Raw genomic sequence first — 26,515 nt, forward strand, 5'->3', positions numbered from 1 at the left:
TACCCCTGGTACACCCGGTTCAGGCACTCCAGGAGCACCAGGGGAAGGAATTACAATTGTAACCAATGACAGTGGCACTTGGGTTTACAATCCAACCACCAATACCTGGACTAACATCAACGGTGCAAAAGGAGATAAGGGGGATAAAGGTGATACTGGTTTGACCGGTTCACAAGGGCCACAGGGAGAGAAGGGAGAAACAGGTTTAGCAGGCCCAAAAGGTGATAAAGGCGATAAAGGTGATACTGGTTTAACCGGTTCACAGGGGCCACAGGGAGAGAAAGGTGAAACCGGTTTAGCAGGTACCAAAGGCGATACTGGTTTGGCTGGTTCACAAGGGCCACAGGGTGAAAAAGGTGAAACAGGTTTAGCAGGCCCAAAAGGTGATAAAGGCGATACTGGTTTAACCGGTTCACGGGGACCACAAGGAGAGAAAGGTGAAACAGGTTTAGCAGGTCCAAAAGGCGATAAAGGTGATACTGGTTTAACCGGTTCACAGGGGCCACAAGGAGAGAAAGGTGAAACAGGTTTAACAGGTCCAAAAGGCGATAAAGGCGATACTGGTTTGACCGGTTCACAAGGGCCACAGGGAGAAAAAGGTGAAACCGGTTTAGCAGGTCCCAAAGGTGATAAAGGCGATACTGTTTTAACCGGTTCACAAGGGCCACAAGGAGAGAAGGGAGAAACAGGTTTAGCTGGCCCCAAAGGTGATAAAGGCGATACTGGTTTAACCGGTTCACAAGGGCCACAAGGAGAGAAGGGAGAAACAGGTTTAGCTGGCCCAAAAGGCGATAAAGGCGATACTGGTTTAACTGGTCCTCAAGGGCCGGCTGGCACGAATGGTGTTGGTGGGATAACAACAGTTACTACTCCGTTAACAATTTCTGGCAATGGAACAGCTACATCAAACTATATCATCGGAGTAAATAATGCGACAAGCAGTACTGTGGGCGTTGTTAAACCTGGAACGGGTTTAAGTATTGATGGAACTGGCACTTTATCAGTGGATGCAACAAATATATCAACAGGTAAAACGATCACAGGTACAGCAATCACAGTTGAGAACGGCACAAATGCAGTATTAAGAGATGTTAGCTTGTCAGTTAATAGCGGGAATGGTTTGTCTATTGGAGGTTCAGCGCCTAACCAGTATGTAAAACTTGGAGGGACCTTAACTGAGCCCTCAACAACTATTGTAACAAATACTGTTTCAGGTAGTAATACGCTTGCAATTAGCGGTTTGCAACCAGGAGTTATAACCGATAAAATAGTTGTAGCAGATCCTGTTTCAGGTATTTTAAAACAGGTTAACGGGGTTGCACCAAAATGGTTTTACATGCCCTCAATAGTGTTGGATGTAGCAACTATTGGTAATAACAAAACGGTAGATCTATATGCATTATATGTGGCACAGTTTAATAACGTTCCGGCTAATATGAATAGTACCGGCTCAGTTAAAAGTATTCCTTATCAGCAGAATGCTACCGACTTGGAATACTATGTTACCTATGTCGATTCTACTGTAATAAATGTAACCTCGGTTAGTGCATCTGGTGTAATGACTTATAATGTAATTGGTAAGGCTAAAACAACCTCATTTGCAAATATTGTATTCGTAGTTAAATAATTAGGGAAAATGAAAAAAGTAATTCCATTAGTCTTCGTGGCGTGGGTAAGCATTATTTCAGCTACGCAGGCACAAATTTCGAAGATAAGTACATATCATGATAAAATTAAAGGTATTTCTGCTAAGGAAAGTGATGAAATTAAGTATTTGTTTTTTGGCGCAGCAAAGAGAATAGGCTTGAAAGAGGATGCTGTTCAAAATAAACTGCCTGAGGTCTTAACATTGGATTTTAATCAGATTGGAAAATTAAATACACTAATCGATAAAAATGGATTTCAAAATATAAAAGTAATTGATATTAAGGTAGACGCTGTAAAACCTATAGATATCAGTCCTACTGATCTTGCATTATTTCCTTTGTTGAAATTTATATTAATAAAAAGCTATGAGCAGATAAGCATTGAAGAGATTAAAACTATGCTTCGTTCGTTGTTGTCATCTGAAAATGTTTCCGATCAAATTGAAGTTGTATTTTATAAAATGGAGCGTGCTTCGTAAACGGGTTCGAATGAAAAAGTGTTTTGTGCATAAATTTAAAGCTGCTATTAGATTAGTTCTGTTGGTTTTGGCCGTACTGCTATTCAATTACAAAAGCTTTTCCCAATCTCGGGTGGCATTTACCCCGCGTACATCTCAAAAAGCGCCTGGGGTTTTTCAGGGGAAATCAATCTATAATTTGCAGGGCGACTTTACAATGATTGGGAATACGAATTTAACCTTGTCAAGTTATTCAACTTCAACAGATAACAGTAATTCGCAAATGATTTATGTTGATGTTGATGGGGATGAAAATACATTTAACTCTTCAACTTCTAATTTTAATTATACTGTAGACCCTACGTGTACCAAAATAATTTATGCAGGATTATATTGGACTGGAAGAGCCAATGATAATAATTCGAATACTTTTAATGTAAGTAAAACCGTAAATGTTTCTACAGCGGTGCCAGCTAATTCAACTCAAAAACTTACAAATGGATCTGCTGTGCAATACTCTTCTTACACAATGGCTGTTTCGAGAATAAATAACAGTTCAACAGACAGGTATCCGCGATATTCTTTCACGGGTTCAGGAACTACTTATTTATTCGAAGTAAGAAATTCGCCATCTGCCGGAGCAGTTTATGTTAGTACCAATAATGGAACAAGTTGGACAAGTCTTTCCTCAACATATACCACAACAACAAGTACAAGTAGCGCAACATTAACAACTCCTTATATAATTGCTGATGGCAGCTTAAATATTAAGATAAACAGCTTTAACAGATATACACTAACCAATGGTAGTGCAACTAATTACACTGCTACTGCTGATAACTATGCTAACGTTAGTCTTTCAGGAACAGGAACCTCAAGTCAGCTCATAACTAAAACATTCGATAAAACTAAGGTAAAATTAAAAAAAGCAGGCGGCACCTATCAGAATATTACTGCAACCTCCACAGATATCTACTACCCAAACGGAACTGATGGAAATATGTATGCTGCTTATGCCGATGTAACTGATTATGTAATTGCTAATGGTACCGGAGATTACACCGTAGCAGATATTGCATTAACCGAAGGTGATGGTGGCTCAACGGGTTATTACGGTGGTTGGGGAATGGTTATTATTTATGAAAATCCATCAATGAAATGGCGTGATATAACTGTATTTGATGGTTTTGGCTACATTGCCGGGGCTGTTGGGGCGCAACAGCTGGCGATATCAGGATTTCAGGCGGCTAAAAATGGGCCTGTAAATGTTAAAATGGGTTTAATGGCTGGTGAGGGCGATCGAAACATTTCAGGTGACTATTTTAATATCAGAAACGCAGCGAATAACGCTTGGATTCCATTGAGTCATAGTGGAAATTCAGTAACCAATTTCTTTAATTCAAGTATTGTTACTGGCGGGAATGCCCGTAATCCAAACTTAGATAATAACACTGGTTTGGATGTTAGTATGTTCGATCTGTCAAATACTAACAATACGATAATAGCAAATAATCAAACTGCTACAACTTTTCAGTATGGCAGTACGCAAGATACCTATGTCATTTTCAATATAACATTTGCTGTTGATGCTTACATACCAGAGATTCAGGTTTATAATGCAAATACTTCAAGTATAGCCAATGGCGCTAGTGTCGATCCGAATCAGGATATCCAGTTTACAGCTACTATTTATAATAAAGGAACTGAAGATATAAATAATGGTATAGTAAAAATACCTCTACCTCCAAATGTATATTATACTGGCTCAACCATTACAGTGGGAAGTGGTACAGTTCCGGTTGGTGGCGGAACCGTGACCTGGATACCTCCAGATGGCGGAATTAATGATCCAAGTGTAACAGCAGGCGGAACCATAATCTGGAATCTGGGTACAATTATTAAACCGGCTGACCCAAATACCATACTCGCTCAGTTAAAATACTCAATTAAAGTAACAAATGATTGTACAATATTAAGCACTGGAGGTAGTTGCGGTTTAAAAATTGATTTGGGTGGTACTTTTAGCGGCACCGGTGCAAACTCTGCAATTTCTATAAATAATGAATTTGTAACAGGTTATAATACAGATTGTGGAAGTACACCAATCAGAGATCCCTTTAGTATGAACATCGTACCTTCACAAGCATTCCTGAGTAGCTGTCCTTCAGATGTTGTTAATGGTAAAAAACAATTTAAAGCTTTTTGTTCTGCAGCAGGCAATGTAATCCCTCGAAGTGAAATAACTAGCGCTTATCCTCAGGGAACTAAATTTTATAGTGCTGTTCCTGGAACGACTGGATATGAAAGCTCGCTGATTACGGGAGACTTCCCTGTAAACCCAGCTGGTGGTTCAATTGATTATTATGCCATGCTTCCAGGAACAGTTAACTTCTGCTACCTGAGCTTACAAACGGTTCTTGAGGTAGTTACATCAGCACCATCAGCATCAGATCTTAAATATTGTGTTAATGGCGGGCCATCATCTTTTACCAATGTTACTTTATCAGCCACAGGTACGGCAAATAATTATCAATTGTTTTATTTCAATGATAGGGCTACTCAACCTTTAGCGAGTGTTCCATCGCCATCAAATGTCGCAGGTACAACAACTTATCAGGTTGCTGAGGGAATTGTGAAAAACGGAGTTACTTGTTTTGGACCTAAAAAAACCTTTACCGTAACCGTATATCCATTACCTGTTATTACAACTGATTTAACTGATGAGTTTTATGTTTGTGCCGATGAAACTAAAACTTTAGCTTTTGCAGCTAATAATGCTAGCCAGATAGATTGGGAATATTTCGATATCCCAACTTCGACCTGGATGAGCTTGTCAAATACCAGTTATCCCAATCAAATTTCAGTTAGTAATACCGGATTACAGTTTTCATCACCGGCATTATCACTTGATAAAATAACGGTAAGGGCTAAAGTTACCTCTGCAAATAGCTGTATAGTTTATTCAAAAGCTGCGATCATAGAAGTAAGGTTATGTAATATTATTACAAATCCGATGCTCCCTGCAAAAATTATTAAAAATTAAAAGATTATCTGATGCCAAGGAAATTATTCTTTACAAGATATGGAACAGTTTAGAGCATTACTAAAAGTTGCTATGAGAAAATTAGTACATAGAATATTTACGTTATTACTGCTTTTAATAGGCTTAAAACTATCCGCTCAAACCGGAACGGGTAGTATGACTGTTGATAACGCAGCCGTTAATATTGCCGTAGGAACTACCGAACAACGTTTTTCGGAAGGGACTTATTTTGGGCCCAATTCCAACTGGACTATCGATGGAACATTGGAAATTTACAGTAAAAATATATGGATAGCACCAGGTGCAACTTTTAGCGGGACAGGAAAAATCGTTATTCTAAATCCAGGCAGTAACCCCTTTTATCCAGGTATGAGTTCAAGTTCTACTAAAATTGATGGGAATAATGGTGGATTTATTAATCTAATCATTGAACATCGTAACAACAGCAATCTGATGCTTGCGGATGTTTCCGATCCTGGTTTTGGTACAACTAATCCTTCCGGGCTAAACTCCGCAACACTTAATATTGGAGGTACTATTGATATGGCTGTTAATCAGGCTGACATTGTTTTAAACGGACATAATTTAGTATTTGGAACAACCGGCAAAATTATTAACTATTCAAAAGATAGAATGGTTGTAACCAGTAATAGTACTTCAGGTCACATGGTAAAAGATTATGCAGGTAGCGATGGATTTGTATTCCCAATTGGTATTGATGAAGGCGATTACACCCCTGCAACATTAACACCATCTGCATCAGGAAGAATTTATGCCAGTGTTCAAAACTATTTGATGGCAGGGAAAAGTATACAGAAAGAAGAAACTGGTATGGATCGGGTATGGAATATTTATAGTGCTACACCATTAACTGCAAATATGATTTTACAGCATAATTCAGCAACTAACGGAAACTTATTTAAGGATAGTAATGCTGCAATAGCCCGCTATATTAACGGAAACAAATGGGATTTATTAAAAGGTACAAATCCTTCTCAAGGTGTTCATACACGAAATAATATCGTGTTATCTACAGATATAAATGCGAATGGCGCATATTTTACCAAGCTATCTGTTTCCGGCCGCGATCTGTTTATCCCGACGCTATTCACGCCTAATGGGGATGGAGATAACGATGTTTTTGAGATAAGGGGATTGGAACTTTTTGCAGAAAATACGCTGGTAATTACCAATCGATGGGGTAATGAGGTTTACAAATCAAATAACTATACAAATAACTGGAATGGCGATGGATTAAACGAAGGAACTTACTATTACCTGTTAAAAGTGCGTGAAACAAATAATGGTGAATGGTTTACCTATGCAGGATGGACAACACTGATAAGGGCCTTTAAAAAGTAATAAAGTATAGCGGTATTAAAAAAGGATTTATTTCATTTTAACTATTTTTTATGGCTAGGATAAAATTACAACAGGCAGAAATTCACATCCCTGATTTTTTTATTCCACAAGCAGGTACCAAGTCTGCTGGTTTTGAAATTGTTGGTCTGGAGTATGTAACCGACAATCATTTCTATATCGTTAACCATTGGGGTAAGGAAGTTTATAAATCCAGAAACTATAAAAATAATTGGATGGGGGAAGGGCTTAAATCTGGAAGTTATTATTATATGCTAATGATTAAAGAATCTCAAAACCGCGATTGGAAAACTTTTAAAGGCCATATCAATTTGATGTGTAAAAATGATAATGAGAAATAAGTATTGATTAACTGAAGGTGAGTAAACCCTCAAAAATATAGAAGGTGATGAAATTGAAAAAGATGCTATGAGAAAAATATTGTTATTGATTTTAATAATTAGTGGCAAAACTGTGTTTTCACAGCAAGATGCACAGTTTAGTCAATATATGTTTAACGGCATATATATTAATCCCGCTTATGCCGGATATAAGGAGCAGCTTAATCTGCATGCTTTCTACCGTACGCAATGGACAGGGATAGCTGGTGCGCCAAAAACAATGAGTTTAGCGTTAGATGCGATTGCTAACGATGGCAATGTAGGGTTGGCTTTACAGGTTTCTAGTGATAGACTTGGCGCACAGAGAAATCAATCAGTTTACGCAAACTACGCATATCGAATAAAAATGAATGCTGATGGAAGTGCCAGACTAGCCTTTGGCCTTGGTGCTGGTGCGGTGCAATTGGGTATCGACGGTGCACTATTAAAACCTAATGACCCTGAACCATTTCAGCCTACCGGAATGGAGAGTACCATTTTGCCAGATGCCAGGGCTGGCGTTTATTACGCAGATAATCGTTTTTACGCTGGTTTTAGTGCCGATAACCTGGTTTCACAATATATTGCTGTTGATCGGTATGCTTTTATCCCTCAGCCCAAACCTCATTACTATTTAACGGCAGGTATGCTCGTTCCGTTATCAACCGATATTTTGCTTAAACCTTCGTTTTTGCTTAAAGACGACCGTGGAGGACCTACAAGTTTAGATCTAAATGTCTTTGTGATTTTAGCAGAAAAATTTTGGGTTGGTGGTTCCTATCGTACCGGGGTAAAACTCTATAATAAAGATTATTTGCAAAATGATTTGAGCAATGTTAACTCCGCTGTAACAGCCATTCAAATCTTTCCTTCCCAAACATTAAGGATTGGCTACGCGTACGATTTTTCGATAGGTCCGTTACAAGGTTACAGCAGCGGAACTCATGAAATATCAATAGGTTATTTCTTCAATAGAAAAAATACAAGAATGCTAACACCGAGATATTTTTAGTTGTCATTTTCAGAAGTAAAAATAAAGCTGATTGCAAAAGTATTTAACACACAACTGAATCATTTCCGGTAAATAAAAAATTATGAAAAAAGTTTTACAACTTGTCATTATAATAACGCTTGCGGTATCAGATACGCCCGTTATGGCACAGTATATTCTCAAAGAGGCTGATGTGCAATTTGGCCTCTTTAATTATGAGAAAGCTATAGATTTATACGAGCAGGCATATCAAAAGAAGCCCTCACTTTATGCTGCTGAAAAACTTGGCGAATGCTACAGATTACAGAATAACTATAAACAAACAGAAAGCTGGTATGCTGTAGCTGCAGGAATGGCCAATACAAAGCCTGATAATATATTGAGCTATGCAAAGGCGCTGCAAAGCAATTCTAAATTCGCAGAAGCTAAAAGTTACTACCAGAAATATGTCGACGTACAAAAAGATATTACTGCCAAACAGCAAAGTATTTGGTTGTTAAGTTGTGATTCTGCCATGAACTGGATGAGAAATCCCACGGCAACAACAATAAACAATCAGCAAAAAATAAATTCTTCAGAATCAGATTGGGGCCTAAGTTTGCTGGGGAATTACCTTGTGTTTTCATCAGATCGAGGCTCAGTAAATATAACTCAGGGTAATGACAAACCTTTTTTAAAATTCGATGGCACTAAAGTACCCGATAAAGAAATTTATGGATGGACGGGCAATCATTATTTAAGGTTGTATCAAGTAGATAAAACCACAGACAGTACGAGCCTCTTCCCGATTAACGCTAATACGGATTATCATGTCGGACCTGCGAGTTTTACAGCAGATGGTAATGAAATGTATTTCACGCTAACTAAAATCCCAAAGAAACCAGTATATATAAAAGGAAAACTGGCTACTGTAAACATCGAGATTTACAGCAGTAAAAAAGATGTGAACAACAAATGGACAGCTCCAATGCCATTTAAATATAATAATGTAAACGAATATTCAGTTGGTGATCCCTTTATCAGCAAAGATGGAAACAGTCTTTATTTCGTATCGAACATGAGCGGAGGTATTGGCGGCACGGATATGTATGTGAGCATGAAGACTGAAACGGGTGATTGGGGCTTACCTGTTAACCTTAAAGATTTAAATACCGAAGGAAATGAAAGGACACCCTTTTTTGATAGTGAGAATAATTTTTTCTTTAGCAGCGATGGGAGAATTGGAATGGGCGGACTAGATATCTATAAGGCCACTTTGGTTGGTGGGAAAATGACCGAACCAAAAAATATGGGCTATCCGACCAATTCACCGCAAGATGATTTTGCCTATATTCAGCTTGCTCCTGGCTCAGGCTATCTGTCGTCGAACAGGGTTGATGGACTTGGTGATGATGATATATACAGTTTTACGCAAGCTCAAATTTTGGCCTTCAGGTTAACGGGTAAAGTATTAAATAAGAAAACCGGCGGGCCAATAACCAACGCAATTGTAACCTTGAGTAAAATACGCGGACAAAGTTTAAAAGTACAAACCGATGATAGCGGGGATTTTAAGTTTAATCTTGATCAATCTGCAGATTATACTTTGACAGGTGAAAAAACAAACTTCAGGAGCGATATTGCCAGCTTAACTACGAATAACTTAACCACATCAACAGAGTTGAAGCAAAATTTGTTTTTGGAGCAGATAGAGTTAGATAAGCCCATAAGATTAGAAAACATTTATTATGATTTCGATAAATCAACCATAAGGGCAGATGCAGCAACTGAACTTGATAAACTGGTAAAGATTATGAAAGATAATCCAACAATTTGGATTGAATTAGGCTCACATACTGATAGCCGAGGTAATGATCAGTACAACCAATGGTTGTCACAAAGCAGGGCAAATTCGGCGGTTCAGTATATTATCGAAAGGGGAATAAATAAAAATAGGATAACTGCGAAAGGCTATGGTGAAACACAACTCTTAAATAAATGTGCTAACGGAGTAAAATGTAGTGAAGCTGAGCATCAAGTAAACAGAAGAACAGAATTTAAAATAGTAAAACAATAATCCTTTGGAGGAAAATAATTTAAAGAAGACCGCCTTTGTGCGGTCTTTTTTGTGCATTATAAATTTTTAAATTCTTTCTCTGCATGATATTAAGTAACAGACATGATAAATGGAAAGGTTTGAATTAATTTGGTGCTTTAGTATATTTGCACAGTGAATAGAATTGTCCTCATATTACTTTTCCCGGTGCTTATTTTCAATACCTCGGTTCGTGAAGTAATCAAGGCGCCACAACTTGTGCTGCATTATATTCAACATTATCAACTCAATTCTGAGATCAGCTTTATCGATTTTTTAGATATGCACTATTTTGGGCAGGACCTGAATGATAATGATGATGAGGAGGATATGAAGCTGCCTTTCAAAAAAATAGACGGACATCATATAATTTCTATCGGTGTACCTGCTGAAAAGTTCGTTTTGCTGAAAGCAGCCTGTCTTAACTTATTTGAACAAAATACTTTTCATTACCGCAACTGGTATAACAATCCTGCTTTCGGAAGCCTTTTCCGCCCTCCGATGTCGATAGCTTAAAATAATTTTTCAATTTCTTCATTTAACCCGCTTTAGCGTGGGTCTGAATGATAGTTTCTTTATTTTAATTCAAAGCTATTATGTTAAATAAAATCATTGGCTTTTCCATCAGGAATAAGCTAATCATTGCTTTATTTGTACTCTCGCTGATTGGCTGGGGTGCATTTGAAGTTACTAAATTACCAATTGATGCCTTACCTGATATTACCGATAATCAGGTTCAGGTAATTACAGTTTCACCATCACTAGGAGCGCCAGATATTGAGCGTTTAATTACTTTTCCAATCGAACAAGCCTGTAGTAGTATTTCGGGTTTGAAACAAATCCGAAGTTTTTCCCGTTTCGGCCTTTCGCTGGTTACGATTGTTTTTAATGAGGAAACTGATGTTTATTGGGCAAGGCAACAAATTGCCGAACGGTTGCAACAGGTACAACAGGAAATCCCTCAAGGTATCGGCTCACCGGCAATGGCTCCTGTTTCAACCGGTCTGGGTGAAATTTACCAATATGTGGTACGGCCTAAAAAAGGTTACGAAGGCAAGTATAACGAACAGGAACTCCGCACTATTCAAGACTGGGTGGTAAGGCGGCAACTCTTAGGTACGCCTGGTGTCGCGGAAGTGTCGAGTTTTGGCGGCAGGTTAAAACAATATGAAGTTGCAGTTAAGCAAGACCAGCTAAAAGCTTACGGACTTACTATTGCAGAAATTTTCGATGCACTGGAAAAGAACAATGAAAATACCGGCGGCGCTTACATAGAAAAAGGGCCTACTGTATTGTATATCAGAAGTGAAGGCTTAACCACAAGTCTTGCCGATATAGAGAAAATTGTGGTTAAAACGCTTGATAATGGTATGCCTGTTTTAATGGGACAGGTTGCAAAAGTGCAATATGGCTCTGCTATACGTTATGGTGCCATGACCTATAATGCCAATGGCGAAGTGGCAGGAGCTGTTGTAATGATGCTTAAAGGTGAAAATTCTTCGGTTGTTGTTAAACGTGTAAAAGAGAAAATTGCCGAAATTCAGAAGATGGTTCCTGAAGGTGTTGTTATTGAACCATTTCTCGACAGGACGAAGATGGTTGATAATGCTATCAGTACTGTAGAAACCAATTTAATGGAAGGTGCACTGATTGTAATATTTGTGCTCGTGTTTTTTCTTGGAAACCTGCGTGCAGGACTTATCGTGTCGTCAGTTATTCCTTTATCAATGCTTTTCGCAATTATACTGATGAATAAATTCGGTGTAGGTGGGAATTTAATGTCGCTGGGGGCAATTGATTTCGGTCTTATTGTCGATGGCTCTGTAATTGTTGTTGAAGCAATTTTGCATCGTTTCTCCCATAGTAAGCATTTCAGGTCTGTTGGCCGTATCGATCAAAATCAAATGGATACGGAAGTTGAAAAGTCAACCGGTTCAATGATTAAATCCGCTGTTTTTAGTCAGATTATTATCCTGATTGTGTACTTGCCAATCTTATCACTCGAAGGTATTGAAGGAAAAATGTTTAAGCCAATGGCCTGGACAATCGCTTTTGCTATCCTGGGTGCATTTATTCTTTCTATTACATATGTGCCAATGATGTCGGCCTTGTGCCTGAATAAAAATATCAGTCATAAGAAAAACCTTACCGATAAACTAATGGCTTGGCTGGAGAGAAGGTATCAGCCCATTTTGAATAAAGTACTCAATTTTCCAAAAACCATTCTTGTGGTTACACTTTCCTTATTTGCCATATCGGTATTTGTGATGGGTACGCTTGGAGGAGAATTTATCCCTCAACTCGAAGAAGGTGATTTTGCTGTAGAAACCAGACTACTTACCGGTAGTAACCTGAATAATACGATAGAGAATACGCAAAAAGCTTCAAAAATTTTGCTGGATAAATTTCCCGAAGTGCAAAAAATTGTAACCAAAATCGGTAGTGCCGAAGTACCAACCGATCCAATGCCTTTTGAGGCAGGGGATATGATGGTTATATTAAAACCTAAGAAAGAATGGACTTCTGCCAAGTCATTTCCTGAGCTAAGTGCTAAAATGACGAAGGCCGTAGAAGTAATTCCAGGTATTACGGTAGGTTTTCAGTTTCCGGTACAGATGCGGTTTAACGAGCTGATGACGGGTGCAAGACAGGATGTGGTGTGTAAAATTTTTGGCGAAGACCTGGATTCATTGGCGGTTTACGCGAAACGTCTTGGTGATATTATTGGTACAGTGAAAGGTGCAATTAATGTTTATGAAGAACAGGTTACCGGTATGCCGCAGGTGGTTATCAAATACAACCGCGATGGGATGGCAAAATATGGTGTAAATGTAGATGATGTGAATCGGGTGGTGAATACTGCATTTGCAGGGCAAATTGCCGGACAGGTTTATGAAGGTGAAAAACGTTTTGATATGGTGGTAAGGTTGGATGAAGCTGCACGGAAAAATATCAGCGATGTAGAAAATCTGATGGTGCTAACAAAGGCCGGTACACAAATTCCTTTAAGTATGGTGGCCAATGTGGAAGAGGTAGAAGGCGTAAATCAGATTCAAAGGGAAAATACAAAAAGAAGGATTATAGTTGGTTTTAATGTTAAAGACAGGGATGTACAATCGATTGTTGAAGAATTACAACAAAAGGCAGGAGATAAGCTCAATCTTTCCAAAGGATATACGATTTCTTATGGCGGCTCTTTCGAGAACATGACCGCGGCTAAATCCAGGCTTGCGATTGTTGTTCCGATTGCGCTTTTATTAATTTTTCTGCTGCTTTATTTCGCATTCAGTTCTGTTAAACAAGGTTTGTTAATCTATACAGCCATTCCTTTATCAGCCACAGGTGGGATTTTTGCCCTCTGGATCAGGGACCTGCCTTTCAGTATATCTGCAGGCGTGGGCTTCATTGCATTGTTCGGTGTGGCCGTATTGAACGGAATATTACTTGTGTCTGAATTTAACAGGTTAAAAAGGGAAGGTTGGACTGATGTAAAGCGTATCGTTATTCACGCAACAAAGTCAAAACTTAGGGCGGTACTGATGACCGCTTTGGTTCCATCACTTGGTTTTATCCCGATGGCAATCAGCACCGGTGCAGGTGGCGCCGTTCAAAAGCCGCTAGCAACTGTTGTGATAGGTGGTTTATTAATCTCTACACTGCTAACCTTATTTGTTTTACCCATGTTATATATTTTGTTCGAAAAAGGCTTTGGCTATTTCAAGCCTAAAAGTAAGCTTGCTTTACTTGTAATTATTATAGTTTTTGCTGGTTCGAGCGCTAACGCACAGCAACAAATCAGCCTTAAAGCGGCCTTGGATACAGCTGTGAAAAATAACATTAGCCTGCAAATTGCCAATAACGAAGTACAATATTATAAACAGCTCACCTCGACTAGTTTTGATGCACCTAAAACTGCATTTAACTTCGATTACGGAAAGTTGAACAGTCTGGAAAATGATAATAAATTTTCGGTTGTACAGATTCTTGATTTTCCAACGGTTTATGCCCGTCAGTACGCTGTGCATAAAACCAACTTTCGTATCAGCGAAATCCAGGCTAGTGGTAAACAGCTCGATTTGAAGACAGCGGTTAAATCGACCTATTATAATTTACTGTTGTTAAATGAAAAACGTAAGTTATTGTTGTGGGCAGATAGTGTCTACTCCGCATTTCTTGAGAAGTCTTCGCAGCGGTTTAAATCGGGTGATGTCGATGTACTTGAGCTTCGCACGGCAGAAAACCAGAAACAGCAAATCAGTAACCAGTTGGCCTATCTAAAGACAGATTATGCCAAAATGTTGAATAGGTTCAAATTCTTATTAAACAGTAAAACTACATTGGAAGCTTCGCCAGATAGTATTGTTTATACATCAAATACAATTTTAAATGATGAATGGGCCAATAATCCTTTGCTTAAGCTAAGCGAAGCTCATCTGCTTGCGGCAAAACAGCAAAAATCGCTGGAAAGCAGTAAGCTTATGCCATCTTTAAATTTTGGTTACAATAATTCCAGTATTATGGGCTGGCAAACAAGCAGTATTGGCGCCGAACAGTATTTCGATAAAAGTAAAAGGTTTTCTTCAGTAAGTATAGGATTGGGGATTCCCATTTTCTTTGGCGCACAACAATCACGCATTAAAGCTTCAAAAATCTTGATACTACAGCGTGAAAAGGAACTGGAACTCACCAGGAAAATGTTGGATAATGAATTATCAACCGCAATAGATAGTTATGCTCAGCTGCAAAAATTAATCGACTCTTATCAAAAAATATCTTTAAGAAATGCATCTGATATCGTAAAAACAGCATCCGCTAAACTTAACGCAGGCGAAATTGCTTACCTCGATTGGGTAATATTAATCAATCAGTCAATACAGCTTAAAGTAGAATATTATGATAAGGTGCAGCAGTTTAACGAAGCCGCATTTGAAATAGAACGTATTACAGCCACAGAAAAATAAATCAAAATGAAGAGTAAAATAATAGGCGGATTAATCTGCATGTCAGTTCTGGCGGCTTGTAGTAATACCGCAAAAGAAGATAAGCCTGCAGAGAAAGTAAGCAGTACAAATGCCGACATGGTAGCATTTACACCTGAACAGGTTAAAAATGCAGGGATTGTAACCGGGCAATTCGAGAAGAAAGCCATCAACGGTACAATAAATGTAAATGGTGTAGTAGACGTACCACCTGAAAATACATTCTCAGTAAGTGTGCCCATGAGTGGTTACATTAAAAGAATGGTCATGATGCCTGGTATGCTGGTAAAAAAGGGCACTGTTTTAGCCACGGTAGAAGATCAGCAGTATATACAATTGCAGCAAGATTACCTGACAGCAGTAAACAGGTTGCAATTTCTTTCGGCTGATTATACCAGACAAAAAGGCCTGAACGAAACCAAAGCAACAAGTGATAAAATTTTCCAGCAAACTGAAAGTGACTTTAATAACCAGAAAGTACTGGTTAAAGCACTTGCTGAAAAACTCCGCTTAGTTGGAATTAATCCTTCCAGTTTAAATGTAAATAATATCACCAGGAATATTAATATTTATGCACCTATAACGGGGTACATCACTAAGGTAAATATCAATACCGGTAAGTTTGTTAATGCTGCCGATGTTCTTTTTGAATTAATTGGCCAGGGTTCATTACACGCTAACCTAACAGTGTTTGAAAGGGACGCTGCTAAACTGAAGGTTGGCCAACAGATAGTTTGTACAACAACCGCGAATCCTGATAAGAAATATATGGCAAAAATCCACTTAATTACGCCAAACATTGAGGATAACAGAACAACAAGTGTTCATTGCGACATTGAAAACCCTGACAGTAAGCTGCTTCCCGGAACATTTTTAAATGCCGCAATTGCCATTGGAAATGCAGAAGTGGATGTTCTGCCTGAAGATGCAATTGTGAAGTGGGAAAACCGCTATTACATTTTCCAGGTAACAGGTAATAATAATTATAAAATGCTCCCGGTTGAGACAGGTGCCAGCGCAAATGGATTTACGGAAATAAAAATGGCTAGTAAGCCTGAGCAGGTAGTTATTAAAAACGCCTATGCAGTATTAATGAAAATGAAAAACGGAGGGGAAGAGGGAGAATAGGCTTTTTCAACAATAATGAAATAATATCATTGAAATGAACTTCATATTTATCTTCATGAAAAATTCATCTAAATGGTCTTATCTTTACAACGTAAGGGGTGAGAGCCTTACATCAACTTCATAGTTGAGAGCGTTAATTTAGATATGGGACAATCATTAATTTGGTTGTCCTTTTTTTATTTTGATTATTGATGATGGGCTGTAAATTCGGTGGTTTTGAAGAAGCTTGAGCCGTCAGTTTCGAAGCGGGCATCGCAAACTTAATCCTACTCATTTTTAAGTATTCGTTTTGATATTAGGCAATAAAACTTTATACTTATAAGTAATTATCCCCGACATCAGATTCATGAAAAAAATCATCCCGATTTTACTGATTGGTACGTTTTTTAATTTACTGTGCTTTGCACAATCGTCAGAATTGAAAAATATAAAGGCTAGCATCTCGCAAATAAAAGATAGCCTAAGGTATATCGATGCCCTGAACCGCCTTGGAATGTTAATGTATGAAAAAAATGTTGACAGTACTTTTTACTACACCAAAATTGCCCGTGAATGCTCAATGCGTTTGAACTATGAGCAAGGTAAGGCAGATGCCTTAAATAACCTGGGTGTTTTTTTTGATATTAAAGGGAATCTGCAGTTGGCCATGCGTTACTATAACGAGGCAAACATGGCTTATACTCAATTGAAAGATACAGCGAATGAGGTACAGACGACCATGAATATTGCAATGGTTTACAGAGAGCTAGGCAAGGATGATAAGGCAATCCAGCGCTTTGATATAGCAATGAAAAATGTTGCAGGTATCACGAAGGATTCGATAAATTCCCTGGTGATTTACAACTATCTTCTTGCTTACCCTTCTAAGTTCGATAAAATAAAAAAAACACAATTAATCGAAAAAGCGCAGTCCATTGCCCGAAAATATAAAGATGAACGTGTTTTGCTTGCCATTGATCAGCTTGTGGCTGATGATTTGATTGCTGAAGGAGAAGTGCAAAAAGGCATTGATTTACTCGATAAAACAATTAAAGATGGTTTCGGCAAAAAGCTGTATTATTTTACTATGGATTTGTTGATTGATATTGGTGATCAATTATTGCAAGCAGATGAAAGCCGGGCTTTAGCCTATTATAAGCAAGGATTGGAAATTGCTGAAAAGAACAGCTATTCTTTTTATAGTGAAGTAATCGCCAAAAAACTCTTTGACTTTCACAAAGGAAAGCATGATGATTTGTCGGCATCATTGTACAGCAGCAAGCTTGTAAAAATGTATGAAGAAAAAGAGGCTGCAAATGCCGCCTCAGGTATAGATTATATCGAGTACGTCCTAAATCAGCAACAACTCGATGCTTTAAGACAACGCTCCAACTATCAGGTGATTTTGCTTCTGCTAATTTTAGTTATTTGTATTTCGGTTATTTCATTTCTGTTTGTGTTGAGAAAGAATTTAAAAAGAACCAGGTATTTAAATAAGAAAGTTGTGAGTCAGAATAGTCAGCTAAAACAGGTAATAAGCTCACTTGAACATAGTCAGCAAGAAAATGCTAAAATGATGAAGATTGTTGCGCATGATCTTCGAAATCCTATGGCTGGTATTTCTGCTATGACAGACTTACTTCTGACGGATAAAGAACGTTCAGCTCGCGATATTAAAGCTTTTGGATTAATGAGTAAAGCGGCTAAAGATGCGCTGGGATTGGTAAGTGATTTACTTAACTATAATACGTTATCAGGAGAGTTGAAAAAAGAAGACGTTGATATGCGTGAGCTGATTGAATACTGCGTAAGTATGCTGCGGGATAAGGCAGAAAGCAAAGCCCAGGAAATTAAACTGGAACTTATTCCATCCACTATTTTAGCAACAAGGGAAAAGCTTTGGCGGGTTATTAGTAATTTGATTAGCAACGCGATTAAATTCAGTTCCAGAGATTCAGAAATTCTAATAAAAATGGAATCCGTAGATGGATATGTCAGGATTTTAGTAGCAGATCAGGGGATTGGAATACCTGAAGATTTACAAGCTAAGGTTTTTGATGTTTTTACTAAAGCCAGGAGAAAAGGAACGGATGGTGAAACACCTGTTGGTTTAGGTCTGTTTATCTCAAAACAGATTATTGAAGCACACAGCGGAAAAATATGGTTTGAAAGTAAAGAGGGTTTAGGTACATCGTTTTATATAGATTTACCAGCCGCATAGTTTTATCAAATGAAAATAAGTGCAGGTTTATTGCTTTTTCGAAAAATTAATAATTACCCTGAATTCTTTCTTGTTCATCCGGGAGGCCCTTTTTTTATTAAGAAAAACGAAGGTTGGTGGACGATTCCAAAGGGCGAACTTTTAGCAAATGAAGCGCCTCTTGCTGGCGCAATCAGGGAGTTTATTGAGGAAACAAGTTTTAAGCCTTCAGGCGATTTTACCGAACTTAGGGCGGTTACACAAAAAGGAGGTAAGAAAGTATTGTGCTGGGCTATTGAATTCAATGTAGATGAAACCGCATTCGCAAGTAATAGCTTTGAAATGGAATGGCCACCACGATCAGGTAAACAACAAAGTTTTCCAGAAATTGATAAGGCTGCCTGGTTTAACTACGAGCAAGCCGCTAAACATATTAATGAAAAGCAGCTAAGTTTTCTGGATGAAGTACTCGCCAGATTGGTTTAAGCCTCATCCAGCGGTATTAAAGGCGCTAAATGTTTAAGTTCATCATCACTGAATAACCTCGAATCGATGAAAAAGCCAACATCAAGCGTAGATTCCAATGAAAAGCTGGCCGCCCGGCCTTCCATCGTATCTAAAGTAAGCTGTGTATGCTTCCAGTACTCAAACTGGTCACCGGCCATATAAAATTTACAACCTTCAATCTCACCGATACATACATCATTCGAGCCGATTAGAAAACCACCTTTCTCAAAACAATGGGGATAAGAGCCTTCACAACAACCACCGCTCTGATGAAACATCAGTTCTCCATATTCGGCCTTAAGCTGCCTGATTACTTTTGCTGCATTATCTGTAACTAATATTCGCTGTGTCATCTGCTTAAAATTAAAAATTAAAACAGGATATCACAACTTGTGATACCCTGAAATAAACCCAAACCTAAAAGAAACCCAGTTTATTTTTATCGTATGAGATCAGCATATTTTTAGTGCTGCGGTAATGATCCAGCATCATTTTATGGTTCTCGCGTCCAAAGCCCGATTTTTTATAGCCACCGAATGGTGCATGCGCAGGGTAAGCGTGGTATTGATTCACCCATACCCGGCCAGCTTGAATAGCCCTTGGCACCTGGTAAAGTTCGTGTGCATCTCTGGTCCACACACCGGCACCTAATCCATAAAGGGTATCATTAGCAATTTCAATCGCCTCCTCAACAGTTTTAAATGTGGTTACACACACTACAGGGCCAAAAATTTCTTCCTGGAAAACCCTCATTTTATTGTGGCCTTTTAATATGGTTGGCTCAATATAATAACCGGTTTCGAGCTCGCCTTCCAGTTTATTGGCCTCACCACCAGTTAATACTTCAGCACCTTCTTCTTTACCTATTTTGAGGTAGGAAAGAATCTTCTGGTATTGCTCATTTGATGTTTGGGCGCCCATCATGCCTGTCCTGTCAAGTGGATGAGCAATTTTAATGGCCTTGGTCCGCTCGATAACTTTTGCGATAAATTTATCATATATACTTTCCTGAATTAACAAACGGGAAGGGCAGGTACAGATTTCGCCCTGATTTAAGGCAAACATCACCGCACCTTCAACGGCTTTGTCAAAGAATGCATCATCTTCATCAGCTACTGATTCAAAGAAAATGTTCGGTGATTTTCCGCCAAGTTCCATAGTCGAGGGAATGATATTCTCAGCAGCATATTGCATAATTAAGCGGCCTGAAGTGGTACTGCCAGTGAAAGCTACTTTCGAAATACGGGAAGAGGTAGCCAGTGGTTTACCCACTTCAATACCATAGCCATTTACTACATTTAGCACACCCGGAGGAAGTAAATCGCCAATCAGCTCCATTAAAACCATGATTGAAACAGGCGTTTGCTCGGCTGGTTTAACCACCGTACAGCATCCCGCGGCCAATGCCGGTGCAATTTTCCAGGTGGCCATTAATAAAGGGAAATTCCAAGGGATAATTTGAGCAACAACGCCTATAGGTTCGTGTAAGGCAATGCTTACGGTGTTTTCATCATGTTCGGAAATACTGCCTTCATCGCCCCTGATTACACCCGCAAAATAACGGAAATGATCTACAACCAAAGGCAAATCTGCAGCTAAGGTTTCACGGACAGCCTTTCCATTATCAATGGTTTCAACCGTCGCAAGGAATTCTAAATTATCTTCAATTTTCTGTGCAATTTTCAACAGAATATTACTGCGATAGGTGGGAGCGCTTTTACTCCAGGTTTTAAATGCTTCGTGTGCTGCGTCTAATGCCAGTTCAACATCCTCTTTGCTCGAACGGGCTGCTTTGGTGAACACTTTTCCGTCGATGGGTGAAATGTTGTCGAAATAAACTCCTTTAACTGGTGCAACAAATTTACCATTGATAAAATTATCGTAATGGGTTTTAAAGCTAGGTCTGCTTATTAAATTTTCCATGATTATAAGATTTGGTTATGTACAAACCTAGTGGCAAAGACTTTGCGGGTGATAGTAAAATAGTAGCAACTGATAGCATTTTTGTTTCAGGTCATGTAACCTTGTTGAAATACACTTATATTTGATTATTAAGTATCTAACCATAATATCTTTATGCAGCATACATTGGATACCGTGAGCCTAAGCAAAGCGGAAAATTTACAAACGCTCGTAGAAAACAGAACTTCCTATACCCTGGAGCGATGTGAACTAAATGTTTTTGAAACCTATACCAAAAGTTATCTGGTTCCGCTAACATTTAATGATTTTGTAATTACCAGCATGCTTCGCGGCAAGAAGGTGATGCATCTTTTTGATAAGCAGGGCTTCGATTATAATCCGGGACAAACCGTTATCGTACCACCTTCGGTGACCATGAAAATCGACTTTCCCGAAGCAACAGATGCTAACCCAACACAATGTATTGCACTTGCAATTGACCAGGATCAGATCAAAAAAACGATTAACTACCTGAATGAATTCTTTCCAAAAGAGGGTGTTGTGGATAAATGGGTACTCAATTACGACCAATACCATTTTCATAATAACCAGGAAATTGCTTACCTGATTAATAAAGTAGTAAAAATCTGTTCTGAAAAATCCCTTGAGAAAGATGTGCTCGCTGATCTGACATTAAAAGAATTGCTGGTTCGCATTATGCAAAGCCAGAACCTGTATGCACTGAATAATGCCCAAGAAAACATCAACCAGAATCCAATGGCTTATATTATTGACTATATTAAATCTAACCTCGGTGAAAAAATCAATATCGATGGTTTGACAGATAAAGCATGTATGAGTAGGGCAACTTTTTACAGGCTCTTTAAAAGGGAACTGGGTATTAGCCCAAATGATTTTATTCTTGCGGAAAAAATAAGCCGGGCAAAGGAATTGCTGGCTAATCCTACGGCAAAAGTTACTGCAATAAGTTACGAGCTGGGTTTTAGCGATGCCAATTATTTCATCAGGGCATTTAAAAAACTTGAGGGGATTACCCCGGGTGTTTATCAGGCTTTGTTAATGAAACAATATGTGAGTTAATCAGCAATCTTAAATCATAGTCAAATACTTGAGGTTAACATTTCAGAATTAAAGCTGATTAATTGATATTTGCCAAATGGAGCAGAAAAAAATAGGATGGATCGGTTTGGGCAATATGGGTATCCCAATGGCCTCCGAACTAATTAAGGCAGGTTATCAGCTAACCGTTTACAACAGGAGCAAGAATAAAGAAAGTGCATTAGAGGCTTTGGGAGCCGCTATTTGCGCTTCGCCAAAAGCTTTATTAAACAATACTGATATTGTTTTTATTATGGTATCGGATGATTCGGCTATCAGCCAGATTTTTAACGCAGAAAATGGTTTGCTTTCAGCTGAGACTTCTGGTAAAATCATCATTAACATGAGCACTGTTTCTCCGGGAATTAGTATTCAAATGGCTGAACTGTGTAAATCGAAAGGTAATTTTTACCTCGATGCACCGGTTTCTGGTAGTGTTAAACAGGCCGAGACTGGTACACTTGTTATAATGGCCGGTGGCGATGAAAATGCTTTTGCAACAGCCAAGCCTGTATTGGATAAATTGGGCAAATTAACCATGCACATTGGTGATACTGGTGCAGGGAACAATGCTAAGTTAGCCATTAATTCATTACTTGCCCTTTATGCCCAGGGCCTTTCTGAAACGGTTTTGTTTGCCAACCAAAAAGGCGTTAAAACCGAGGATTTACTAAATCTGATTAATAATGCAGCCATAGGTAATATCTTCACCAAAATAAAAGGTGATGCAATTCTACAGGATAATTTTAAAGCCGCCTTTGCCCTTAAACATATTGTTAAAGATCTAAAGCTGGCTAAAGCAGAAGGTTTGTCTTCGCCTTTGGCTAACACAGCATTTGAAACTTATCAAAATGCCGAAGCCAGTTACGCGGAAGAAGATATCATCGCTATAATCAAGGCCATAAAATAATCAAACTATTTATCCGGCAAAATGAATTACATCTTCATTAATGCCGGATAAATTCTTAAAAATATTTGTGCACCCACGGGGTTTTTGCCGTATAAACTGTTCAAGGTATCATTTGTATGGTAAAACGAGAACTGTCCGCCCAGTGCTGCCCTGAATTTTTTTAAGTTCATTACATCGTAGTTGATGCCGAAACTTAAGGCATTTACGCCATAAAGGTTGGCTCCGTAAATCGTTTCGTTAAGATTAAGCTCTTCAGTGGATTTTTGCACCCACTCGTACCTTGAATAAAGCGATAATTTGCGTTTGCAGTAAGCAGCTTCCAGTAAGGCTGCATTTTCGCCTTCATGGCCCTTAACTTTATTTAGCCCCCATAATGCAGTAGCATTTAAATTTTCCGCTTCACCTAAAGGCAATGCATATATCGCGGATGCGATGGTACGGTTTACGTTTTCATTGCCATGCAAGGCTTCGGGGCTTTTTATCCAACCATGAGAAAGCTGTAAAGCCCAGTTTTTATTTGGGTTAAAAGATAGTCTGGCACTATAGGAATCGAAGCGGGGTTTGTCAAAATCGAAACGGTTTTCATCAGGTTCCCTTCCCGTAAATGAAGAAGCTTCAATTTTGATTTTATCGTAACGATAGCCAATTGTGGCTACGCCAAAGGTGATATGTGTACCATCGTTCCAATGATGAGAAATAGGCGCATCGGGATTGGATAGTGCAGAAGGTCGGTGCATAAAGGCAACTGAACCTAAAGCTGGCTCGCCTGGATAACCCAGATAAAAGCTAAGGTCTGATTTTTTTGAAAATGAATACGTGTAGGCAACAGACAATTCTGAAAATAGATCATGCGGATGCTGCCTGTCTACCAAAGGAACGCCTTTCCAGCTTTCACCGGTTTGAAACAACAAGGGATAACCGTTACCACCCTCAGTCAACCGGTCTAATGATAACATGGCCCCAAAATGGAATAAGCCTTTTTGCCCGACTTTACGCTGGCCCATCAACATGAACCAGTTCGGCGCATCAAATTTATCATCACCTCTGCTGCCTTTATCGGTTAAGTCTTGTTTGATGTAACGAAAGGAAATGTTTCCATGTAACATATACATCCATTTCTTTTTATGAATCATTAAACCATACATTGGTGAAGCATCTGGCAGCCATGAGGTTCCGGAACCATTTCTGCTCATGGGCAGGTTCAGCGAATAGGAATGGCTCATCGGCGAATTCATTTTTTGATGGTGCATGTTATGCATCCCATTCATTGTTGTATCGATTCGGTTTTGCGATGAATCTTTTGTGGGTTGAATGTGCATTTCATGCTGCGCCAGGGCTTTATAGCTGAATATGGATAAGGCCATTCCGGCGAATAAAAATTTTAAATTCATGTCTTCAGGAAAATGTGTGATGATGCAAAATTAACTTACATCATAAGCACTGGCTTTACATCATTTCGAAAATATCTTACATAATTTAAGGCCGTTTTTAAGCAATAGGAAGCTAAAAAGTGAATTATTGAAAAAAATAATCACTAATATTTGTTTCGTACGAAAACTATCGTACCTTTGAAATATGAAAAGTGCAAATTCTGAAAATAATCTACCTGAACCTACAAAAGCTGAACTGGAAATTCTTCAGGTTTTATGGGAATACGGTCCATCAACTGTTCGTTTTGTAAATGATAAACTAAATGAACAGCGGGAGGTAAATTATACTTCAACATTAAAACAAATGCAAATTCTTACAGAAAAAGGTATTCTTAAACGAGATGAAAGTCAGATGAAGCATATTTATATCCCAGTTGAAGCGGAATCAAAAACTAAAGACCAGCTTTTAGACAGATTTGTAAATACCCTATATAAGGGCTCTGCACCTTCGCTGGTCATGCAATTACTGGGGAATGAAAAAACCTCAAAGGAAGATATTGAAGAAATTAAAAAACTACTCGATAGTTTCGAAAAATAAAAAACTAACGCTAAAGAACCACAATCATGGAATTTAACCTAACAAATTATTTACCCTCAAACTGGCTACATGCGCTAGGCGCAACACTTTTTCACTCTTTGTGGATGGGTGTGGTATTGGCTTTGGTTGTTGCCCTTATTTTGCTTTTAACCCGCAAAACATCCGCGGCTTTGAGGTATAATCTGCTAACCGGCAGTCTTTGTTTATTTGTACTAGCTTCAGGTCTGGTTTTTTACAATGCACTTAATCATCATCCCTCATTGGTGGTTGGGAGCGGGGTGGAGAAAAACATTGTTATAACAACACAAGCCACTACGCTTGCAGCTTCTCAGGCCAATTTTAAGTCGGGTGTGAGTAATGTGATAAACATTTGGGAAGCCTATTCTGCAGAGATTGTACTTGTCTGGTTTTTGATTATTTGTATCAAAAGTATTCAGCTTCTTGCTGGTTTAAATGGTGTAAGCCATATCAGGAATAACAAAACCTATGCTGCCGGAAAAAAATGGGATCAGGTGCTCATTGAATTGTCGCAACGCCTGGGGATAAGTCAAAAAGTTAGTATCCTGCAATCAGGTATTGCTCAGGTTCCAATGGTGGTTGGCCACTTTAAACCCGTAATTCTTATACCATTGGGTTTATTAAACGGACTTTCTGCTCAGGAGGTTGAGGCAATCATTTGTCACGAACTCGCACATATCAAAAGAAGGGATTACCTGGTAAACCTGCTTCAAAGTTTTATTGAAATCATATTTTTCTTCAATCCTGCAGTGCTATGGCTTTCAAAACTGATTAGAAATGAAAGGGAAAATTGCTGTGATGACTTAGCCGTTGAACAATTAGATGATAAAAGAAGCTACGTAAAAGCACTCATTACCTGCCAGGAGTTTCAGCTGAATGCGCCATCGTTGGCTATGGCAGTAAATGGTAAAAAGAACCATCTTTTTAATCGTATTAGCCGCATGTTATTCGATACTAAAACCACATTAAATAAAATGGAAAAAACAATATTAACATTTGCCCTGGTAACTGTAGTTATTGGCTCGGCTGCTTTCAAAAATGTTGCCTCATCAGCTCAATCAATTCCTCACCAAGAACTTCAGGATACCACCAAAAAGAAAATGGCAAAGGCTGAATTGGCTAAAAAACAAGCTGAATCAGACAGGCAACAAGCTGTAATCGCTAAAAAGCAAGCTGTGATGGACTCGAAACTCGCTATTGAGGATTCGAAACAGTCAATTGAAGATGCAAAGATTGCAGCAGCGGATGCCAAACAGGCAAAAGAAGATGCACGAATTGCAGCAGTTGATGCCAGGATAGCAAAACAGGATGCACTCCAGGCAGAAATTGATGCGAAGGTTGCAAAGGAAGATGCAAGAATGCACCAGAATAGTGGCAGGAAGTTAAAAGCCTTATCTCCAATTACGCCAACACCACCTACTCCGCCAACGCCTGCGACACCAGGCGCTTACGAACCTTTAAGCCCGCTAAGCCCGGTAGCCCCTCCAACGCCACCAACTTACCAATCGACACCTCCAATGCCACCGGCAAATTTTAACCATTCAGGAAATAAAAAAACAACAAGCAAAACCGGTACGGAGCGTACTATAGAATCGATTAGTAGTACAGATTCGGATGCGCACGACTATAAATCGATTATAAAGGAAATGCTTCGCGATGGTTTAATTAATGACACGAATAAGCTTTCCTATAAGTTAGATAAGAATAACCTCATCGTTAACGGAGTTAAGCAAACAGAAAGTTTTCACAAAAAATACAAAGACAGGTATTTGGAAAAAGAAAACACTTCGTTATTGTATAATTACGAAACCAGTTCCTCAACGAAAACAACACCTTAATATTTAGCTAAGCTCC

The 26,515-nt window shown here is 38.7% G+C and carries 18 protein-coding genes and 1 pseudogene; 16 read left to right on the forward strand and 3 right to left on the reverse strand.

Annotation, left to right across the window (positions count from 1 at the left end; translation table 11 throughout):
• From R2R71_RS17940 to R2R71_RS17995, 12 genes and pseudogenes are all read left to right on the forward strand, one after another.
• Positions 1–1,627 (forward strand): annotated as a pseudogene (locus tag R2R71_RS17940) (hypothetical protein); the annotation flags it as partial.
• 9 nt (positions 1,628–1,636) lie between these two features.
• Entirely contained in the window at positions 1,637–2,125 is a 489-nt protein-coding gene (locus R2R71_RS17945) for a hypothetical protein (protein ID WP_316832657.1), read from the forward strand.
• Between the two features lie 10 nt (positions 2,126–2,135).
• Entirely contained in the window at positions 2,136–5,147 is a 3,012-nt protein-coding gene (locus tag R2R71_RS17950) for a hypothetical protein (RefSeq protein WP_316832658.1), read from the forward strand.
• Positions 5,148–5,219: 72 nt separating this feature from the next.
• Positions 5,220–6,509, forward strand: coding sequence for a gliding motility-associated C-terminal domain-containing protein (locus tag R2R71_RS17955; protein ID WP_316832659.1), 1,290 nt, complete (start codon positions 5,220–5,222; stop codon positions 6,507–6,509).
• A 50-nt stretch (positions 6,510–6,559) separates the two neighbouring features.
• Complete coding sequence (locus R2R71_RS17960) at positions 6,560–6,868, forward strand: gliding motility-associated C-terminal domain-containing protein (RefSeq protein ID WP_316832660.1); 309 nt, start codon at positions 6,560–6,562, stop codon at positions 6,866–6,868.
• A 67-nt stretch (positions 6,869–6,935) separates the two neighbouring features.
• Positions 6,936–7,898: a type IX secretion system membrane protein PorP/SprF gene (locus R2R71_RS17965; protein WP_316832661.1), complete on the forward strand. Its 963-nt coding sequence runs from the start codon at positions 6,936–6,938 to the stop codon at positions 7,896–7,898.
• A gap of 82 nt (positions 7,899–7,980) precedes the next feature.
• Positions 7,981–9,933: an OmpA family protein gene (locus R2R71_RS17970; protein ID WP_316832662.1), complete on the forward strand. Its 1,953-nt coding sequence runs from the start codon at positions 7,981–7,983 to the stop codon at positions 9,931–9,933.
• Positions 9,934–10,086: 153 nt separating this feature from the next.
• Positions 10,087–10,467, forward strand: coding sequence for a hypothetical protein (locus R2R71_RS17975; protein ID WP_316832663.1), 381 nt, complete (start codon positions 10,087–10,089; stop codon positions 10,465–10,467).
• A gap of 80 nt (positions 10,468–10,547) precedes the next feature.
• Positions 10,548–14,912: a CusA/CzcA family heavy metal efflux RND transporter gene (locus R2R71_RS17980; protein ID WP_316832664.1), complete on the forward strand. Its 4,365-nt coding sequence runs from the start codon at positions 10,548–10,550 to the stop codon at positions 14,910–14,912.
• Between the two features lie 6 nt (positions 14,913–14,918).
• Entirely contained in the window at positions 14,919–16,058 is a 1,140-nt protein-coding gene (locus tag R2R71_RS17985; RefSeq protein WP_316832665.1) for an efflux RND transporter periplasmic adaptor subunit, read from the forward strand.
• A gap of 346 nt (positions 16,059–16,404) precedes the next feature.
• Positions 16,405–18,258, forward strand: a complete 1,854-nt coding sequence (locus tag R2R71_RS17990; RefSeq protein ID WP_316832666.1) for a tetratricopeptide repeat-containing sensor histidine kinase — start codon at positions 16,405–16,407, stop codon at positions 18,256–18,258.
• Positions 18,259–18,267: 9 nt separating this feature from the next.
• Positions 18,268–18,723 carry an NUDIX hydrolase gene (locus tag R2R71_RS17995; protein WP_316832667.1) on the forward strand — a complete coding sequence of 152 codons (456 nt, stop codon included), beginning with the start codon at positions 18,268–18,270 and terminating at the stop codon, positions 18,721–18,723.
• Here R2R71_RS17995 and R2R71_RS18000 read toward each other — a convergent pair.
• Together R2R71_RS18000 and R2R71_RS18005 are read right to left on the reverse strand one after the other, a co-directional pair.
• Positions 18,720–19,097, reverse strand: coding sequence for a DUF779 domain-containing protein (locus R2R71_RS18000; RefSeq protein ID WP_316832668.1), 378 nt, complete (start codon positions 19,095–19,097; stop codon positions 18,720–18,722). The two genes, R2R71_RS17995 and R2R71_RS18000, sit on opposite strands and share 4 nt — an antisense overlap.
• A gap of 64 nt (positions 19,098–19,161) precedes the next feature.
• Positions 19,162–20,667, reverse strand: a complete 1,506-nt coding sequence (locus tag R2R71_RS18005; protein ID WP_316832669.1) for an aldehyde dehydrogenase family protein — start codon at positions 20,665–20,667, stop codon at positions 19,162–19,164.
• 153 nt (positions 20,668–20,820) lie between these two features.
• Between R2R71_RS18005 and R2R71_RS18010 the strand changes: the two genes are divergently transcribed.
• Together R2R71_RS18010 and R2R71_RS18015 are read left to right on the forward strand one after the other, a co-directional pair.
• A complete protein-coding gene (locus R2R71_RS18010; RefSeq protein ID WP_316832670.1) occupies positions 20,821–21,747 on the forward strand; it encodes an AraC family transcriptional regulator in 927 nt (308 codons plus the stop codon).
• Between the two features lie 76 nt (positions 21,748–21,823).
• Complete coding sequence (locus R2R71_RS18015) at positions 21,824–22,675, forward strand: NAD(P)-dependent oxidoreductase (protein ID WP_316832671.1); 852 nt, start codon at positions 21,824–21,826, stop codon at positions 22,673–22,675.
• Between the two features lie 26 nt (positions 22,676–22,701).
• Here the strand turns inward: R2R71_RS18015 and R2R71_RS18020 are convergent, their stop codons facing one another.
• Positions 22,702–24,066 (reverse strand): hypothetical protein, encoded by a 1,365-nt coding sequence (locus R2R71_RS18020; protein WP_316832672.1) that lies wholly within the window; start codon positions 24,064–24,066, stop codon positions 22,702–22,704.
• A 184-nt stretch (positions 24,067–24,250) separates the two neighbouring features.
• On the opposite strand from R2R71_RS18020, the gene R2R71_RS18025 reads away from it, so the two are divergent.
• Both R2R71_RS18025 and R2R71_RS18030 read left to right on the forward strand, forming a co-directional pair.
• Complete coding sequence (locus R2R71_RS18025; protein ID WP_316832673.1) at positions 24,251–24,643, forward strand: BlaI/MecI/CopY family transcriptional regulator; 393 nt, start codon at positions 24,251–24,253, stop codon at positions 24,641–24,643.
• Positions 24,644–24,669: 26 nt separating this feature from the next.
• Positions 24,670–26,499 (forward strand): M56 family metallopeptidase, encoded by a 1,830-nt coding sequence (locus R2R71_RS18030; protein ID WP_316832674.1) that lies wholly within the window; start codon positions 24,670–24,672, stop codon positions 26,497–26,499.
• Positions 26,500–26,515 lie beyond the last annotated feature (16 nt).

The sequence above is a fragment of the Pedobacter aquatilis genome, from assembly GCF_032678405.1.
In the GTDB taxonomy this organism is placed as follows: Bacteria; Bacteroidota; Bacteroidia; order Sphingobacteriales; family Sphingobacteriaceae; genus Pedobacter; species Pedobacter aquatilis_A.

Excerpts from the sequence above, each read along its gene's own strand:
- R2R71_RS17945 (WP_316832657.1), top strand. The coding sequence starts at position 1,637 with ATGAAAAAAGTAATTCCATTAGTCTTCGTGGCGTGGGTAAGCATTATT.
- R2R71_RS17950 (WP_316832658.1), top strand. The coding sequence starts at position 2,136 with ATGAAAAAGTGTTTTGTGCATAAATTTAAAGCTGCTATTAGATTAGTT.
- R2R71_RS17955 (WP_316832659.1), top strand. The coding sequence starts at position 5,220 with ATGAGAAAATTAGTACATAGAATATTTACGTTATTACTGCTTTTAATA.
- R2R71_RS17960 (WP_316832660.1), top strand. The coding sequence starts at position 6,560 with ATGGCTAGGATAAAATTACAACAGGCAGAAATTCACATCCCTGATTTT.
- R2R71_RS17965 (WP_316832661.1), top strand. The coding sequence starts at position 6,936 with ATGAGAAAAATATTGTTATTGATTTTAATAATTAGTGGCAAAACTGTG.
- R2R71_RS17970 (WP_316832662.1), top strand. The coding sequence starts at position 7,981 with ATGAAAAAAGTTTTACAACTTGTCATTATAATAACGCTTGCGGTATCA.
- R2R71_RS17980 (WP_316832664.1), top strand. The coding sequence starts at position 10,548 with ATGTTAAATAAAATCATTGGCTTTTCCATCAGGAATAAGCTAATCATT.
- R2R71_RS17985 (WP_316832665.1), top strand. The coding sequence starts at position 14,919 with ATGAAGAGTAAAATAATAGGCGGATTAATCTGCATGTCAGTTCTGGCG.
- R2R71_RS17990 (WP_316832666.1), top strand. The coding sequence starts at position 16,405 with ATGAAAAAAATCATCCCGATTTTACTGATTGGTACGTTTTTTAATTTA.
- R2R71_RS17995 (WP_316832667.1), top strand. The coding sequence starts at position 18,268 with ATGAAAATAAGTGCAGGTTTATTGCTTTTTCGAAAAATTAATAATTAC.
- R2R71_RS18000 (WP_316832668.1), bottom strand. The coding sequence starts at position 19,097 with ATGACACAGCGAATATTAGTTACAGATAATGCAGCAAAAGTAATCAGG.
- R2R71_RS18005 (WP_316832669.1), bottom strand. The coding sequence starts at position 20,667 with ATGGAAAATTTAATAAGCAGACCTAGCTTTAAAACCCATTACGATAAT.
- R2R71_RS18010 (WP_316832670.1), top strand. The coding sequence starts at position 20,821 with ATGCAGCATACATTGGATACCGTGAGCCTAAGCAAAGCGGAAAATTTA.
- R2R71_RS18015 (WP_316832671.1), top strand. The coding sequence starts at position 21,824 with ATGGAGCAGAAAAAAATAGGATGGATCGGTTTGGGCAATATGGGTATC.
- R2R71_RS18020 (WP_316832672.1), bottom strand. The coding sequence starts at position 24,066 with ATGAATTTAAAATTTTTATTCGCCGGAATGGCCTTATCCATATTCAGC.
- R2R71_RS18025 (WP_316832673.1), top strand. The coding sequence starts at position 24,251 with ATGAAAAGTGCAAATTCTGAAAATAATCTACCTGAACCTACAAAAGCT.
- R2R71_RS18030 (WP_316832674.1), top strand. The coding sequence starts at position 24,670 with ATGGAATTTAACCTAACAAATTATTTACCCTCAAACTGGCTACATGCG.